The sequence below is a fragment of the Streptomyces sp. NPDC041205 genome (assembly GCF_055591765.1).
Map to the genome: position 1 here is coordinate 407,475 of NZ_JBVIZH010000007.1, position 15,768 is coordinate 423,242.

The following is a 15,768-nucleotide window of genomic DNA, read 5'->3' on the forward strand; positions in this document are numbered from 1 at the left end:
CCGGGCTAGGCTGACCCCCGTGAAGGTCCTCGTCATCGGCAGCGGTGCCCGCGAACACGCCCTGTGCCGCTCCCTGTCCCTCGACCCCGCGGTCACCGCCCTGCACTGCGCTCCTGGCAACGCCGGGATCGCGGACGTGGCCGAGCTGCACCCGGTCGACGCCCTCGACGGCGCCGCCGTGGCCGGGCTCGCCACGAAGCTCGGCGCCGCGCTGGTGATCGTCGGACCGGAGGCGCCGCTCGTCGCCGGGGTCGCCGACGCCGTGCGCGAAGCGGGCATCCCGTGCTTCGGGCCGTCCAAGGAGGCCGCCCGGCTCGAGGGCTCCAAGGCCTTCGCCAAGGACGTGATGGCGGGCGCGGGCGTACCCACGGCGCGCAGCTACGTCTGCACCACCCCCGAAGAGGTGGACGAGGCCCTCGACGCCTTCGGCGCCCCGTACGTCGTCAAGGACGACGGCCTCGCCGCGGGCAAGGGCGTCGTCGTCACCGGCGACATCGAGCAGGCCAGGGAGCACGCCCTCGCCTGCGGACGCGTCGTCATCGAGGAGTTCCTCGACGGCCCGGAGGTCTCCCTCTTCGCCGTCACCGACGGCGAGACCGTCGTGCCGCTGCGCCCCGCCCAGGACTTCAAGCGCGCCCTCGACGGCGACGAGGGCCCCAACACCGGCGGCATGGGCGCCTATTCGCCGCTGCCGTGGGCCGACCCGAAGCTCGTCGACGAGGTCCAGGAGACGGTGCTCCAGCCGACCGTCGACGAACTGCGCCGCCGCGGCACCCCCTTCTCCGGGCTGCTGTACGCCGGGCTCGCCATCACCAGCCGTGGCATCCGCGTCATCGAGTTCAACGCCCGCTTCGGCGACCCCGAGACCCAGGTCGTCCTCGCCCGCCTCAGGACCCCGCTCGCGGGCCTCCTGCTCGCCGCCGCGACCGGCACCCTCGCCGACCTGCCGCCGCTGCGCTGGAGCGACGACGCGGCCGTCACCGTCGTCATCGCCTCGCACAACTACCCCGGTACGCCGCGCACCGGCGACCCCATCGAAGGCCTCGCCGACGTCGCGGACCAGGACGCCCCGGACGCGTACGTCCTGCACGCGGGGACCAGGCGCGAGGGTGACGCGGTCGTCAGCGCGGGCGGCCGCGTGCTGTCGGTGACGGCGACGGGCGCCGACCTCGCGCAGGCCCGCGAGCGCGCGTACGCGGCGGTCGGCCGGGTCCGCCTCGACGGCTCCCAGCACCGCACGGACATCGCCGAGCAGGCGGCGCGGGGCGGCGGCGCGTAACTCCGCGGGATGGCGCACGGCCCCACGGTCGCGCTGCCCCGTGGGCACCGCGCGCCCGGTCGCGTACCCCGCATGGCCCGAGCCGTCCCCCGTCACCTCCGCCCCTGTGCCCCACGGGTCTACGGTCGTCCGTAGACCCGTCCGGCGTTACGGACGGTGTCCGCTGAGCCCGCCGTATGACGGCCGCCGACTTGCCGGAGCGGCGGGCCTGGTCGGCGCGGCGGACGTCGGCCCCGGGGCCCCTGCCCACGGGCCCGCGACCCGTCCACCGGCCCCTCGCCGAGCGGGCCAGCTTTGCCCAAAGCCATTCCATCGAGTGACCGGTCGGCTATCCGGCTGACGGTGACCGGCACCCCAACTAGGGTGCGGCGAAGGCATTGAAGGCACTCACAGCCAAACAGCCCACCGGCATTGCGATGTCGGTGGCGGGTGCCACAGTGGGGGAGTGAGCAACGCCAACGACGTGCGCCGTCGGCTCCGGCCGCCGGCCGAGCTGTAGGCAGCAGGGGGTGACTTCGGTCGTGTCAGGGATGGGTGTGGAGGTGGGCGCGCGGGCCGCGCGTTCACGGGCCCTCGCCGTGCTGCGCATCCGCAGCCGGGCGCTGGCCGTCGCCCTGCTGCCCGCGGCCGTCGCCGTCGTGCTGCTCGCCGCCACGGCCATGGGGCACATAGGCGGCGGCAGTTGGGCCGCGGTGCGCTGGGCCGTGACGGTGCTCGCGGTGCTCGTGCTGCTCGGCGCCGGGGCCGTCGCCCTCGTCGTCGCGCGGGCCAGACCCGCCATGAGCCCGACCGTCCCGATCACGGAGGCCTCCGCCCCCGATCTGTACCGCCTGGTGCGGGATCTCGCCGACCGCCTCGAAGTCCCCGCCCCCTCGGCCATAGCGCTCACCCCGGACTGCGACAGCTGGCTGGAGGACCGCACCCACCGGGCGCACGGGACCCCGGCGGACACCCCCGCGCCCGGCACCGGACCGGACGGCGCGCGCACGGACCCGGCCACCCCGCCCCACGGCACGGCCATCCAGGGCGCCCGACCGCCCCGGCGCCGCGCGCCCGCCGCCCCGGTCCTCGTCATCGGCTCGCCCTTCCTGTGGTGGATGCGCGTCGGCGAGCTGCGCGCGGTGCTCGCCCCGGTCGTCGCGGGCACGGGTCCCTCGGCGCACCCCGACATAGCCGCCGCCCGTCGTTTCGTACGCGGCCTGGACGCCGCCGTCGCCGTCTCCTCGGCGCCGGGGCGCGGGCCGCTCGCGCGCACCGTCCTCGGCGGGGTCGGCAAGGTGGCGCGGCTGCTGCTGCGGAGTTGCCGGGTGCACGCCGCGGAGATGGAGCGCGGCGTCGCTGCGGCCGCGGCCGAGCGCGCCCAGAGCGTGGACTACGGCGTGCGGATCGTCGCCCAGGAGCAGGTCGGCCTCGCGTACGCGGGGTGGGACCGGCTGCTGACCCGGGTCGCGCTGCCCGCCTGGCGCATGGGGCGGTGGCCCTCGCGGCTCGACGCGGGCGTCGTCTCCGCCCTCACCGAGCTGTCCCGCCGCGACCGCCTCGCCGAAGGCTTCGCCTCCCGGCTCGGCGAGCGGCCCGCGTGCGACCTCCTGGAGGAGCCCGGCGCGGTCGACGAGGCCGCCTCGCTGCTCGCCGCCCGCCTGTTCCACGGCGGGCCCGCCGAGCCCGGGCCCGGCTGGGCGCCGGTGGCCTGGCAGGAGTATCCGGACGAGGTCGTCGACCGGAAGTGGCGGATGGACGCGGCCCGCCTCCACCGCGTCCTGGACTCCCTCGGCGTCAGCCGCTCCAGCGACCCCACGGCGGCCGCCCCCAAGGGGCCGACGCTCGGCCGGGTCCTGGAGCACCTGACGGACCCGGAGGCGATGGCGCGGCGCGCGGCGGCCGGGCCCGGCCTCATCGACGCCGACGTGCCCGAAGCGGGGCTCACGGACGCCGAGTTGGCCCAGGCCGGGTTCGCCGCCGCCGTCGATCCGGCCGACGTCGCCGACACGCAGGAAGGGCGGGGCGGGGAGCTGGCCGCGCGGCTCAGCGCGGAGCTGGCCCGGGAGGAGGCCGAGGCGCCGCCCCGGCCCGCGCCCGCGGGGCAGGGGCCGGACGAGGCGCTGTGGGACGACGGGGTGCTGCCGTTGTTCCCGCTGCAACCGCCCCGGTCCGGGCGGGAGTTGCTGGCCGACCATGTCACGGCGATGGTGTGCTGTGCCGCCGTGGACACGGCGGGGGCCGCGCCGGGCCTCGACTGGCTGGACGGCCCCTCACTCCTGATGCACGGCGAGCGTGCGGCCGACCTCACGCCCAAGGTGCTCACCCTGGTCGAGGACGGCGACCCCGAACCCCTCCGCCACTGGCTCACCGAACTCGGCATCCGCCCCGAAAAGCCGGTACGCCTGGTCTGACCCCGTCAGCCCTCCCCCGCGGCGCTCCTCCAGCCCTACCCCCGCTGCCCCCTCCCCCCTGCCCCGCAGCACTCAGCGCCCCTCCACCCTCACCCCGCACCGCCCACCCCGCAGCGCCCCTCATCCTCGCCCCGGCGAAGTCTTCAGCCCGTCCGGCGTTTGAGGACGAGGCGCGCAGCGCCGATTCGGTGGTGCCCCCGGCCGACCCGAAGGGGAACACCCGCCCCAGGGGTCCAGGGGCGGAGCCCTGGGATCGGTGAAGGGGCGGGGTGGGGGAGCGCTCACATCAATTCACGACGAACGGTAACGACACACGTGCGTAATGTGATGTGCTGGGTCAGGCAGCCGACACGGCCCCGTGGGACAGCGCAGAGCAAAGGGCGCACCCCCGCCGCACCACCCGTGTCGCCCGGGCCGGGGGAGCGAGGGAGGGGACAACGCATGGGACCGGAGCCGATCCGCCGCTGGGAGTCGGGCGCCCTCGCCCACGCCGTGACCGACCCGTTCGGCCAGGGCCCGCTGCCCTGGCTCCGCGGCGCCGAGCACTACTTCGACGACACGGGCCAGGTCGTCCCCTGGTACGTGGACCACACCCCCGGCGCCACCGGCCCGGTCCCCGCCCCGCGCACCGGCAGCCCCCGCACAGCCGACGACATACACCGCCAGATCAAGGGCTTCACCAGCACCGGAGCCGCCGCCCCCGGCGAGGCGATCGACTTCCACATCACCGTGGACCCGCCCCAGCAGTTCAGCGTGGACATCTACCGCATCGGCCACTACAGCGGCGACGGCGCCCGCAAGATCACGACGAGCCCCCGCCTCTCCGGCATCGTGCAGCCCGCCCCGCTGGCCGCCGACCGCACGGTCTCCTGCCACCACTGGTGGCTGTCCTGGCGCCTGCAGATCCCGTCGTACTGGAACATCGGGGCGTACGTGGCCGTCCTCACCACCACCGACGGCTACCGCTCCCACGTCCCCTTCACCGTCCGTGACAGCGTCCCCCCGGGCCCCGGCGAGCCGGTCACCCCCTCGGCCGACCTCCTCGTCCTGCTGCCCGACATCACCTGGCAGGCGTACAACCTCTACCCGGAGGACGGCCACACCGGCGCCAGCCTCTACCACGCCTGGGACGACTACGGCCGGCTCCTCGGCGAGAGCGAGGCCGCGACCACGGTCTCCTTCGACCGGCCGTACGCGGGCGCGGGCCTGCCCCTGCACGTGGGCCACGCCTACGACTTCATCCGCTGGGCCGAGCGCTACGGCTACGACCTCGCGTACGCCGACACCCGCGACCTGCACGCGGGCCGCATCGACCCCACCCGCTACCGGGGCCTGGTCTTCCCCGGCCACGACGAGTACTGGTCGACGGCGATGCGCCGCACCACCGAGCTGGCCCGCGAGTCCGGCACGTCCCTGGTGTTCCTCTCCGCCAACACCATGTACTGGCAGGTCGAGTTGGGCCCTTCGCCCTCCGGCGTCCCGGACCGCCTGCTGACCTGCCGAAAACGCCGCGGCCCCGGCAGGGCCGCGCTGTGGCGCGAAGTCGACGTCCCCGAGCAGCAGTTGATGGGCATCCAGTACGCGGGCCGGGTCCCCGAGCCGCACCCCCTCATCGTCCGCAACGCCGACCACTGGCTGTGGGAGGCGACCGGCGCGCACGAGAGCGACGAGATCGACGGCCTGGTCGCGGGCGAGGCCGACCGCTACTTCCCGCGCACCGCGCTCCCCGAGCACCAGGACCGCATCCTGCTCGCCCACTCCCCGTACGCGGACAGTGAGGGCGCCGTGCGCCACCAGGAGACCTCGCTGTACCGCGCCCCGTCCGGCGCCCTCGTCTTCGCGTCGGGCACCTTCGCCTGGTCCCCGGCCCTGGACCGCCCCGGCCATGTCGACCCACGCGTCCAGCGCGCCACGGCCAACCTCCTGGACCGCATCTGCAAACGCGACTGAGGCCCGTTCGCGTTCACCACGCCCCATCCGGGCAACCCGTGGCCAAGACCAGCTCCCGCATACGGGAGAATCGAGGCACTTGGACAGAACCACGGGGAGGAACCGTGTCCGGATTCGTCGAAAAGCCCGAGCCGATCCAGGTTCCGGGTCTGGTGCATCTGCACACCGGCAAGGTGCGCGAGCTGTACCAGAACGAGGCGGGCGACCTCGTGATGGTCGCCAGCGACCGCTTGTCCGCCTACGACTGGGTGCTGCCGACCGAGATCCCCGACAAGGGGCGGGTCCTGACCCAGCTGTCGCTGTGGTGGTTCGACCGGCTCGCGGACATCGTGCCGAATCACGTCATCTCCACGGACCTGCCGCAGGGCGCCCCCGCCGACTGGGCGGGCCGCACCCTCGTCTGCAAGGCGCTGGAGATGGTGCCGGTCGAGTGCGTCGCCCGCGGCTATCTGGCGGGCTCGGGCTTCGCCGAGTACAAGGAGTCCCGCACGGTCTGCGGCCTCGCCCTGCCCGAGGGCCTGACCGACGGCTCGGAGCTGCCCGCGCCGATCTTCACCCCGGCCACGAAGGCCGCCGTCGGCGAGCACGACGAGAACGTGAGCTACGAGGAGGTCGCCCGCCAGGTCGGCGCGGAGACGGCCGCCCAGCTGCGGCAGACGACCCTCGCCGTCTACGGCCGGGCGCAGGACATCGCGAGGGATCGCGGCCTGATCCTCGCGGACACGAAGTTCGAGTTCGGCTTCGCCGGCGACGAACTGGTGCTCGGGGACGAGGTGCTGACCCCCGACTCGTCCCGCTTCTGGCCCGCGGACCTGTGGGAGCCGGGCCACGCCCAGCCCTCCTTCGACAAGCAGTACGTCCGCGACTGGCTCACCTCGTCCGCGTCCGGCTGGGACCGCGCGAGCGAGCAGCCGCCCCCGCCGCTGCCCGCGGACGTGGTGGCGGCGACGCGCGCCAAGTACATCGAGGCGTACGAGCGGCTCACGGGGACTTCCTGGGCGTAGCGGACCCGACGGCGGGGCCCGCGCGGCCCCCGCCGGTCCCGCACACGACAAAGCCCCCCGGTTCCGAGAACCGGGGGGCTTTCGCTGAGCGGACGACCAGGTTCGAACTGGCGACCTCAACCTTGGCAAGGTTGCGCTCTACCAACTGAGCTACGTCCGCGCTGCGCCGAAGCGCGAGAGCCACTATACCCAACCTCGCTCCCGCGCGAGACGCACCGCCGCATGCCGGTTCTCCGCACCGATCTTGGTGACCGCCGAGGAGAGGTAGTTGCGGACCGTTCCCTGGGACAGGGCGGCCCGCTCCGCGATCTCCGACACGGGCGCGCCGTCGGCGGCGAGTTCGAGCACCTCGGCCTCGCGGGCGGTCAGCGGGGAGTCACCGGCGGAGATCGCGTCGGCGGCCAACTCCTGGTCCACGTAGCGGTTTCCGGCATGGACGGAACGGATGATCTCGGCGAGGCGCTGCGCGCTGACCGTCTTCGGGACGAACCCCCGCACACCCGCTTCAAGTGCCCGCTTGAGGTGCCCCGGCCGGCCGTGGCTGGTGACGATCATGGTGCGGCAGCCGGGGAGTTCGTCCCGCAGGACTGTGGCGACACTCACACCGTCGGCGCCCGGCATCTGCAGATCGAGCACGGCGACGTCCGGCCGGTGGGCCCGCGCCATGGCCAGCGCCTCGGGCCCGGAGGCGGCCTCGGCGACGACGACGAGGTCGTCCTCCAGGGCGAGCAGGGCGGCGAGCGCGCCGCGGATCAGATGCTCGTCGTCGGCGAGCAGCACGCGTACGGCGGTCATGAGGCCTTGGCCTCCGGGGCGATCGGGGCGACGTCCGCCGCGGCCGCCTTGTCCGGGAACGCCGTGTCCGGCAGCGGCACCCGCGCCGTGAGCCGGAAGCGCCCGCCCTCCGACGTGTGCTCCAGCGTGCCGCCCACGGTCGCGAGCCGTTCCCCGAGCCCCCTGAGCCCGGACCCGCCGCTGCCGACGGGGGCCTCGGGCGCCCCGTCGTTCTCGATGGTCAACTCCGTACGTCCTTCCGTCACCGAAACCGTGATGGCGCACGTCTCCGCGTCGCCGTGCCGCAGCACGTTGGTGGTGCCCTCGCGCACGACCCACCCGAGCGCCGCCTGCACCGCCGGGGGCAGGCCGACGGGCGCCCCGGTCACCCGGCAGCCGATCCCGGCGGCCTCCAGGACGCCCTGCGCCCCGGCGAGTTCGGCGCCCAGCTCGGCCTCGCGGTAGCCGCGGACGACGTCCCGTATCTCCCGCTGGGTCTCCTGGGCGATGCGCTGCACCTCGACCATCTGGTCCACCGCCTCGGCCCTTCCGCGCCGGGCGAGCTGCACGGCGAGCTCGCTCTTGAGGGCGATGACGGCGAGGTTGCGGCCCATGACGTCGTGCAGGTCGCGGCCGAAGCGCAGGCGTTCCTCGGCGACGGCGAGGCGGCCCTCGGTCTCGCGGGCCCGCTCCGCCTCCCACATCACCGACAGCGTCCAGGCCCCGCAGCGCGAGGTCAGCAGCGAGAGCATGCCGCCCGCGGCGATGAGCGCGCCCAGGGCGACCAGTTCGCCGCCGCGCGCGCCGACGGCGGCGAAGGCGGCCACCAGGACGGCGACGATCACCGCGAGATGGCGGCAGAAGCCCCGGATCGACAGGGCGAAGCCGAGCGCCTCCGCGTACGGGGTGATCAGGAACAGTGCGCTGAGGCCGATCACGCCGCCCTCGACGCCGTCGACGCGCTGGAGCGCGAGGGCGAGGCCGAAGCCGACGGCGGAGAGGCCGAGCAGGACGGCAAGGTCGCGGCGCGGGAACGGGGCGCGGCCCAGGTAGTGGTCGAGGGCCCGGCGCAGCCCCCGGTTGATCTGCGCGCACTGGAGCGCGGCCACCGCGATCATCGACCAGCCCAGGAGCTGCGCGGTGGTCCCGTGCCGCAGGCCGAGGCCCACCGGCAGCGCGCACCAGCTGAGGAGGAAGATCCACGGCACGGCGTGCCACATGACCATGCTCTGCAGCTCGACCTGTTCGATCTTCCTCAGGCCGCGCCAGCGTCGTTGCCAACCCCGGATCCTGCCCACCGCTCCCTGTCCCTTCGCCCGCCCGGCAGCCCCCTGACAGGCGCCGCTAGTGCCGCGGCTCCCAGCGGAACCACCTTCGTACAGCAAACACGCCGACCACGGTCCAGGCCACCGCGACCGCGACGGCGCCGAGCGCCTCGGAGGCGGCCATGCCACCGGTCCAGCCGCCGCGGATCAGCTCGATCGTCGGGGTGAGCGGCAGCAGTTCGCAGACGGCGGCGAGCTTGTCCGGCATGACTTCGAGCGGGACGAGCGTGCCGGAGCCGATGAAGGAGATCAACAGCAGCGGCATGGCCGCGACCTGGGCGCTCTCCACGCTGCGGCTGAAGGTCGCCGTGACCGCCGCGAGCACGGGCCACAGCACGAGGGCCAACAGCAGCCCCAGGACGGCGTAGAGGGGCGCGTCCGGTGCCCCGACGTCGAGCAGCGCCGCGCAGGCGCCCGCGAGGAGCAGGGACTGCGCGAGGCCGACGGCCACGGACGGCAGCGCGGCGCCCGCGAGGATCTCCGGGTCCCGCACCTCGCCGGTGCGCAGCCGCTTGAGGACGAGTTCCTCGCGCCGGGCGGCGTAGACGCTCACCAGCGTCGAGTACACGGCGAAGAGGAGGGCGAAGCCGATCGAGGACGGCAGCACGACCGAGCCGATCGACAGGCCGGTGCCCTTCAGGTCCATCCCGTCGGCGGCCTGGCGCACGCTGAACGGCATGACGAGCGGCACGAACATCGCCGCGAACAGCGTGCCCTTGGTGCGGCCGAGCAGCGTCAGCTCGGCGCGGGCCAGGGCCCGCAGGCGTCCGGCGGAGGTGGTGCGGGTCACGGACCGGGGGGTCGCGGCGGGCCGCGCGGCGGTCGGGGTCGCGGAACTCATGCCACCTTCTCCTTCTCGTACGTGGTCGCGCCGGGGCCGCCCGGCCGCTCGGCGCCGTCCCGGGTCGCCTCCTGTGCGATGCGCAGGAAGGCCTCCTCCAGGGACGCGGCCCGTACGTCGAGTCCGCGCAGTTCGACGCCGGTCTCCCGGGCCCAGACGAGGAGCCCGGTGGCGGCGTGCTGGAGGGCGTCGGTGCGCAGCCGTACGGTGCGGCCGCGCAGTTCGTGCCCGGTGACGCCGAGCGCGGGCAGCGGCGGCAGGTCGCCGAGGTGGTAGCCGTCGGGCAGGTCGAAGGAGATGTGGGAGGGCTGGGAGGCGACGACGTCGACGACGGTGCCGGCGGCGGCGATGCGGCCCTCGTGCAGGATCGCGAGGCGGTCGGCGAGGTTCTCGGCCTCTTCCAGGTAGTGCGTGGTGAGCAGCACGGTGGTGCCCCGGTCGCGCAGGTCGCGCACCAAGTCCCAGGTCTCGCGGCGGCCTTCGGCGTCGAGTCCGGTGGTGGGCTCGTCCAGGAAAAGGACTTCGGGGTCGCCGACGAGCGCCATCGCGAGGTCGAGGCGGCGCTTCTCGCCGCCGGACAGCTGCTTCACGCGGACGCCGCCGCGGGCGGCGAGCCCGACGGCTTCGAGGACCTCGCCGACGGGGCGGGCCCCGCTGGTGCACCCGGCCCACATGCGCGCGGTCTCGGTGACGGTCAGCTCGGAGGGGAAGCCGCCCTCCTGGAGCATCACACCGATCCGGGGCCGGACCGCGTCCCGCTCGCGGTACGGGTCGTGCCCGAGCACCCGGACGGTCCCGGCGGCGGGTGCGGCGAGGCCTTCGAGGACTTCGACGGTGGAGGTCTTGCCCGCGCCGTTGGTGCCGAGCAGGGCGAACAGCTCGCCGCGACCGGCGGTGAACGAGATCCCCCGGACCGCTTCGAAGCCTCCCGTGTAGCGGCGCCGCAGGTCGGTCACTTCGATCACTTGGTCTGTCATGACTCAAGGCTCGCCCGCGGTCGAAGGCGCAGGCAGTGCGCGTTGTCATCGACTCGCATGACAAATGTCAGACGCGCGGGCCGCCGCCTTCGGGGTGTAGCGGACGGGGCGTACCGGAACACGACGAAGGCCCGGTGTCTGGGACACCGGGCCTTCGTGACTGGAGCGAACGACGAGGTTCGAACTCGCGACCTCAACCTTGGCAAGGTTGCGCTCTACCAACTGAGCTACGTTCGCATTGCCTCCGACCAGCTCTCACTGATCGGCGCGAGCACCAGCTTACCGCACCCGAATGGGTGGTCGGTGAGCGGTGCGGAGCGGGTGACAGGAATTGCACACTGCGCCTTCCCCCTGGAAGGGGGATGTTCTACTACTGAACTACACCCGCACGACTCCTCGGGGTTCGGCCTTTTCGGCCTTGCCCTTCGGCGTGCTCCAGACTCTAGCTGACCAGCGGGGGTGCTGCGCAAGTCGGTTGCGCGAGCACCCCCGCCCCGAGGTCCCCGAGAGGTCCCGACGCCTGCGTCCGGAGTCAGTTGGCGGCCTCGAACGCCTCGTACACCTTCTTCGGGATCCGGCCGCGCGGCGGTACGTCGAGGCGGTGCGAGCGGGCCCAGGCGCGCACGGCCGCCGGGTCGGGGGTCACGGCCGTGTGCCGGAAGACCTTGCCGGACTTCGACTGCTTGCGGGCCGCCTCCAGGTAGGGGGCGAGGACCTTGCGGAGTTTCTCGGCATTGGTTTGGTTGAGGTCGATCTCGTACGACTTCCCGTCCAGACCGAAGGCGACCGTTTCCGCCGCTTCTGAGCCGTCGATGTCGTCAAAGAGAGTGACCACGACACGCTGCGCCACGAATATCGGTCCTTTCGTGCGGCGCCACCGCATTGACGTGCAACGATGTGCGGTGATGCCGACTGTCCGGCAGTTTTGGGACAAAGTATCGGCTATTGCCAATTCCTTTGTACAGTGCCTGGCATTGAATAGTGAAGCCAAGGAAAACCAACCGCGTGTTCCGGCGGCGTGTCCGGGAGAATACGGGCAGGCCGGGCGCTTCCCCTGCAGGGTGGATGCGGTGGGGTGGCGGGCGCAATGGCGAACTGTGATCTTTTCCAGGATTTTTCGCGCACGTGCCCTGCTCGACGCGCTGCCGACCCCTTCGAAGTGACTGCGGTCACGTATGTTGCTACGAATCTACGCGGGTAGAAATTTTGTGCGGGTAGTCTGAAGGAACCTGCTCGGCGGCCCGCTCGGCGCCAGGTGAGCAGTCCCCCGCAAGCAGCACACGCAAGCACCACACACCGGGAGTGCCAGTGGCACGCGTCGTAGTCGACGTCATGCTCAAGCCGGAGATCCTCGACCCCCAGGGACAGGCGGTGCAGCGTGCACTGCCGCGCCTCGGTTTCCAGGGCATCTCCGACGTACGTCAAGGAAAGCGCTTCGAACTCGAGGTGGACGGGCCCGTCGACGACGCCGCCCTCGCCCGTATCCACGAGATGGCGGAAACCTTCCTCGCCAACACCGTGATCGAGGACTTCGTCGTAAAGGTCGAAGAGCCGGCGGTGGAGGCGAAGTGACCTCCCTCCCGTCGCCCGCCACCACCCTCAACGGTGGCCCTACGGGCCGCTGGAATATTCGCGTCGGAGTCGTCACTTTTCCTGGAACGCTCGACGACCGCGACACCCAGCGCGCCGTGCGCGTCGCCGGTGCCGAGGCCGTGCCGCTGTGGCACCGCGACAAGGACCTGAAGCAGGTCGACGCCGTGGTCCTTCCGGGCGGTTTCAGTTACGGCGACTATCTGCGGGCCGGCGCCATCTCGCGTTTCTCGCCCGTCATGGAGTCGGTCATCGAGCAGGCGAAGGCCGGAATGCCGGTCCTCGGGATCTGCAACGGCTTCCAGGTCCTCACCGAGACCCACCTGCTGCCCGGCGCGATGCTGCGCAACAACCACCTGCACTTCATCTGCCGTGACCAGAAGCTGCGCGTGGAGACCGACTCGACTGCCTGGACGGCCGATTACGAGGTGGGCCAGGAGATCTCGATCCCGCTGAAGAACATCGACGGACGCTACGTCGCCGACGAGCGCACCCTCGACATGCTGGAGGCGGAGGGCCGCGTCGCCTTCCGCTACCTGGACATGAACCCGAACGGCTCGCTGCGCGACATCGCGGGCATCACGAACGAGGCCGGCAACGTCGTCGGCCTCATGCCGCACCCCGAGCACGCGGTCGAGCCGCTGGTCGGGACCGGTCGCACGGACGGCCTGGGATTCTTCACCTCGATCCTGAAGAAGCTGGTGGACGCCCGATGACCCTGGACACCGTCAAGCACGCGGCGGGGACCCCCGAGTCCGCGCAGCCCTGGAAGGAGCTCGGCCTCAAGGAGGACGAGTACGCCCGGATCAGGGAGATCCTCGGCCGCCGCCCGACCGGCGCCGAACTGGCCATGTACTCGGTCATGTGGTCCGAGCACTGCTCGTACAAGAGCAGCAAGGTGCACCTGAAGCAGTTCGGCGAGAAGGTCCCCGACAACGACGCCATGCTCGTCGGCATCGGCGAGAACGCGGGCGTCGTCGACGTCGGCCAGGGCTACGCGGTCACCTTCAAGGTCGAGTCGCACAACCACCCGTCGTACATCGAGCCCTACCAGGGCGCGGCCACCGGCGTCGGCGGCATCGTGCGCGACATCCTCGCGATGGGCGCGCGCCCGGTCGCGGTCGTGGACCCGCTGCGCTTCGGCGCCGCCGACCACCCCGACACCAAGCGCGTCCTGCCGGGAGTGGTCGCGGGCATCGGCGGCTACGGCAACTGCCTGGGCCTGCCCAACATCGGCGGCGAGGTCGTCTTCGACTCCTGCTACCAGGGCAACCCGCTGGTCAACGCGGGCTGCATCGGCGTCATGAAGCACGAGGACATCCACCTCGCGAAGGCGTCGGGCACCGGCAACAAGGTCATCCTGTACGGGGCCCGCACGGGCGGCGACGGCATCGGCGGCGTCTCCGTGCTGGCGAGTGAGACCTTCGAGTCGACCGGCCCGGCCAAGCGCCCCGCCGTCCAGGTCGGCGACCCCTTCCAGGAGAAGCTCCTCATCGAGTGCACCCTGGAGATCTTCGGCGAGAAGCTGGTCGCGGGCATCCAGGACCTCGGCGGCGCGGGCCTGTCCTGCGCCACCAGCGAGCTGGCCTCGGCCGGTTCGGGCGGCATGCGCGTCGAGCTGGACACGGTCCCGCTGCGCGACTCCTCGCTCTCGCCCGAGGAGATCCTCATGAGCGAGTCGCAGGAGCGCATGTGCGCGGTCGTCGAGCCGGACAAGGCCGACCGCTTCATGGAGATCTGCGAGAAGTGGGACGTCATCGCCACCGTCATCGGTGAGGTGACCGAGGGCGAGCGCCTGGAGATCTTCTGGCACGGCGAGCAGATCGTCGACGTGCCGCCGCGCACGGTCGCGCACGAGGGCCCGGTCTACCACCGGCCCTACGCGCGCCCGTCCTGGCAGGACGCCCTCCAGGCGGACGACGCCAACAAGCTGGCGCGCCCGGCGAATTCGGCGGAGCTGAAGGAGCAGATCCTCAAGCTGGTCGCGTCCCCGAACCAGGCCTCCAAGGCGTGGATCACCGACCAGTACGACCGCTTCGTCCAGGGCAACACGATCCTCGCGCAGCCCGAGGACGCGGGCATGGTCCGCGTCGACGAGGAGTCCAACCTGGGCGTCGCGATGGCGACGGACGGCAACGGCCGGTACGCGAAGCTCGACCCGTACGCGGGCGCCCAGCTCGCGCTCGCCGAGTCGTACCGCAACGTCGCCGCCTCCGGCGCCAAGCCGCTCGCCATCTCCAACTGCCTGAACTTCGGCTCCCCCGAGGACCCGGACGTGATGTGGCAGTTCGCGGAGGCCACGCGCGGTCTCGCCGACGGCTGCCTGCAGCTCGGCACCCCGGTGACCGGCGGCAACGTCTCGCTGTACAACCAGACCGGCGAGACGGCGATCCACCCGACCCCGGTCGTGGCCGTGCTCGGCGTCATCGACGACGTCACGCGCCGCACGCCGATCGCCTTCGAGGAAGAGGGCCAGCTCCTCTACCTGCTCGGCGAGACCCACGAGGAGTTCGGCGGCTCGGCCTGGTCCCAGGTCGTGCACGACCACCTCGGCGGCCTGCCGCCCAAGGTCGACCTGGAGCGGGAGCGGCTGCTCGGCGAGATCCTGATCTCCGCCTCGCGCGACGGCATGGTCGACGCCGCGCACGACCTGTCCGACGGCGGCCTGATCCAGGCGGTCGTGGAGTCCTGCCTGCGCGGCGGCACCGGCGCCCGCCTCGTGGTGCCGGACGGCCTGGACGCCTTCACGTTCCTGCTCAGCGAGTCCGCGGGGCGTGCCGTCGTGTCCGTGCCGCGCAGCGAGGAGCTGCGGTTCACCGACATGTGCGGGGCGCGGGGTCTGCCCGTCACACGGATCGGTGTGGTCGACGGGGACGCCGTCGAGGTGCAGGGCGAGTTCGCGCTGTCGCTCGACGAGCTGCGGACGGCGCACGCGGAGACGATTCCCGGGCTCTTCGCCTAGGACGCCACACCGCTCGTGGAGCCCCCGTTCGGACCTGGTCCGGGCGGGGGCTCTGTGCTGCCGTGGCTCAGGCCCGCGGCCCCTCGACTTGTTTGGAGTTACGTAATTACGTAATATACGCTCATGGAGCTGGAAGAACGCGTCGCCGAACTGGAGCGGCGCATGGCGGCCTTGGAGGGCGCGGCGGACGCGGCGGGTGCGGGCCGCGACCGTGACGAGGCCCCGCCCGTCGTGGGCGAGAGCGACTTCTGGGCCCTGGAGGGCCTGAAGGCGCAGCTCGCCCGGCACAAGGCGACCGACGGCGGGGTGCTGTACACCGGCGCGGTGCGGCTGCCGACGGGGGAGCGGTACGACTGGCAGACCGGCCAGTTCACCGAGGTGCTCCTCGACGACGACTGGGCCGAGGCCGCCGAGTCCTTCGCCGCGCTCGGCCATCCCGTGCGGCTGCGGCTGCTGCGGGAGGTCATCGGCGGCCGCCGCACCGCCGCCGAGCTCGCCGCGCTCGACGACGTCGGGACGACCGGCCAGATCTACCACCACCTGCGCCAACTGACCGGTGCGGGCTGGCTGCACAGCGCGGCCCGCGGCCGCTACGCGGTGCCCGCGGACCGGGTGGTTCCGCTCCTGGTGGTGCTCGCCGCCGCGCGCCCCGCGACCTGACCGCTTTCCGTAC

Annotated in this window: 13 protein-coding genes and 3 tRNA genes; 8 read left to right on the plus strand and 8 right to left on the minus strand. The window is 72.7% G+C overall.

All coding sequences use genetic code 11. The annotated features are described in order from the left end of the window. Nucleotides 1–19: 19 nt before the first annotated feature. The 4 genes from purD (at nucleotide 20) to ACZ6BG_RS29540 (ending at nucleotide 6,626) form a co-directional block, all read left to right on the plus strand. A complete protein-coding gene (gene purD, locus ACZ6BG_RS29525) occupies nucleotides 20–1,279 on the plus strand; it encodes a phosphoribosylamine--glycine ligase (protein WP_469007042.1) in 1,260 nt (419 codons plus the stop codon). Between the two features lie 530 nt (nucleotides 1,280–1,809). Beyond that, entirely contained in the window at nucleotides 1,810–3,672 is a 1,863-nt protein-coding gene (locus ACZ6BG_RS29530) for a hypothetical protein (protein ID WP_469007220.1), read from the plus strand. 441 nt (nucleotides 3,673–4,113) lie between these two features. Beyond that, nucleotides 4,114–5,622 (plus strand): N,N-dimethylformamidase beta subunit family domain-containing protein, encoded by a 1,509-nt coding sequence (locus ACZ6BG_RS29535; protein WP_469007046.1) that lies wholly within the window; start codon nucleotides 4,114–4,116, stop codon nucleotides 5,620–5,622. 104 nt (nucleotides 5,623–5,726) lie between these two features. After that, nucleotides 5,727–6,626 carry a phosphoribosylaminoimidazolesuccinocarboxamide synthase gene (locus tag ACZ6BG_RS29540; RefSeq protein WP_469007048.1) on the plus strand — a complete coding sequence of 300 codons (900 nt, stop codon included), beginning with the start codon at nucleotides 5,727–5,729 and terminating at the stop codon, nucleotides 6,624–6,626. Nucleotides 6,627–6,713: 87 nt separating this feature from the next. On the opposite strand, the gene ACZ6BG_RS29545 is transcribed toward ACZ6BG_RS29540, so the two are convergent. The 8 genes from ACZ6BG_RS29545 to ACZ6BG_RS29580 form a co-directional block, all read right to left on the minus strand. Then, nucleotides 6,714–6,786, minus strand: a tRNA-Gly gene (locus ACZ6BG_RS29545). A 23-nt stretch (nucleotides 6,787–6,809) separates the two neighbouring features. After that, on the minus strand, nucleotides 6,810–7,421 hold the full coding sequence (locus ACZ6BG_RS29550) for a response regulator (protein ID WP_469007052.1): 612 nt from the start codon (nucleotides 7,419–7,421) through the stop codon (nucleotides 6,810–6,812). Next, nucleotides 7,418–8,698, minus strand: coding sequence for a sensor histidine kinase (locus ACZ6BG_RS29555; protein WP_469007054.1), 1,281 nt, complete (start codon nucleotides 8,696–8,698; stop codon nucleotides 7,418–7,420). Before ACZ6BG_RS29555 ends, ACZ6BG_RS29550 begins: the two co-directional genes overlap by 4 nt. Nucleotides 8,699–8,744: 46 nt before the next feature. Continuing rightward, nucleotides 8,745–9,566 carry an ABC transporter permease gene (locus ACZ6BG_RS29560; RefSeq protein WP_469007057.1) on the minus strand — a complete coding sequence of 274 codons (822 nt, stop codon included), beginning with the start codon at nucleotides 9,564–9,566 and terminating at the stop codon, nucleotides 8,745–8,747. Then, nucleotides 9,563–10,543 (minus strand): ABC transporter ATP-binding protein, encoded by a 981-nt coding sequence (locus ACZ6BG_RS29565; RefSeq protein ID WP_469007062.1) that lies wholly within the window; start codon nucleotides 10,541–10,543, stop codon nucleotides 9,563–9,565. The genes ACZ6BG_RS29560 and ACZ6BG_RS29565 overlap by 4 nt, the downstream gene beginning before the upstream one ends. Nucleotides 10,544–10,704: 161 nt before the next feature. Next, a tRNA-Gly gene (locus ACZ6BG_RS29570) sits at nucleotides 10,705–10,780 on the minus strand. Nucleotides 10,781–10,859: 79 nt separating this feature from the next. Beyond that, nucleotides 10,860–10,931 (minus strand) — tRNA-Gly (locus ACZ6BG_RS29575). A 144-nt stretch (nucleotides 10,932–11,075) separates the two neighbouring features. Further along, nucleotides 11,076–11,393 carry a histone-like nucleoid-structuring protein Lsr2 gene (locus ACZ6BG_RS29580; RefSeq protein ID WP_468453615.1) on the minus strand — a complete coding sequence of 106 codons (318 nt, stop codon included), beginning with the start codon at nucleotides 11,391–11,393 and terminating at the stop codon, nucleotides 11,076–11,078. 458 nt (nucleotides 11,394–11,851) lie between these two features. Here ACZ6BG_RS29580 and purS point away from each other — a divergent pair, with 458 nt between their 5' ends. From purS to ACZ6BG_RS29600, 4 genes are all read left to right on the plus strand, one after another. Next, a complete protein-coding gene (gene purS / locus ACZ6BG_RS29585; RefSeq protein ID WP_030362773.1) occupies nucleotides 11,852–12,115 on the plus strand; it encodes a phosphoribosylformylglycinamidine synthase subunit PurS in 264 nt (87 codons plus the stop codon). 56 nt (nucleotides 12,116–12,171) lie between these two features. Continuing rightward, nucleotides 12,172–12,849, plus strand: coding sequence for a phosphoribosylformylglycinamidine synthase subunit PurQ (gene purQ / locus ACZ6BG_RS29590; protein ID WP_469007222.1), 678 nt, complete (start codon nucleotides 12,172–12,174; stop codon nucleotides 12,847–12,849). Beyond that, nucleotides 12,846–15,095 carry a phosphoribosylformylglycinamidine synthase subunit PurL gene (gene purL, locus ACZ6BG_RS29595; RefSeq protein WP_469007070.1) on the plus strand — a complete coding sequence of 750 codons (2,250 nt, stop codon included), beginning with the start codon at nucleotides 12,846–12,848 and terminating at the stop codon, nucleotides 15,093–15,095. Before purQ ends, purL begins: the two co-directional genes overlap by 4 nt. Before the next feature lie 123 nt (nucleotides 15,096–15,218). Then, nucleotides 15,219–15,755, plus strand: a complete 537-nt coding sequence (locus tag ACZ6BG_RS29600) for an ArsR/SmtB family transcription factor (RefSeq protein ID WP_469007072.1) — start codon at nucleotides 15,219–15,221, stop codon at nucleotides 15,753–15,755. Nucleotides 15,756–15,768: the final 13 nt, after the last annotated feature.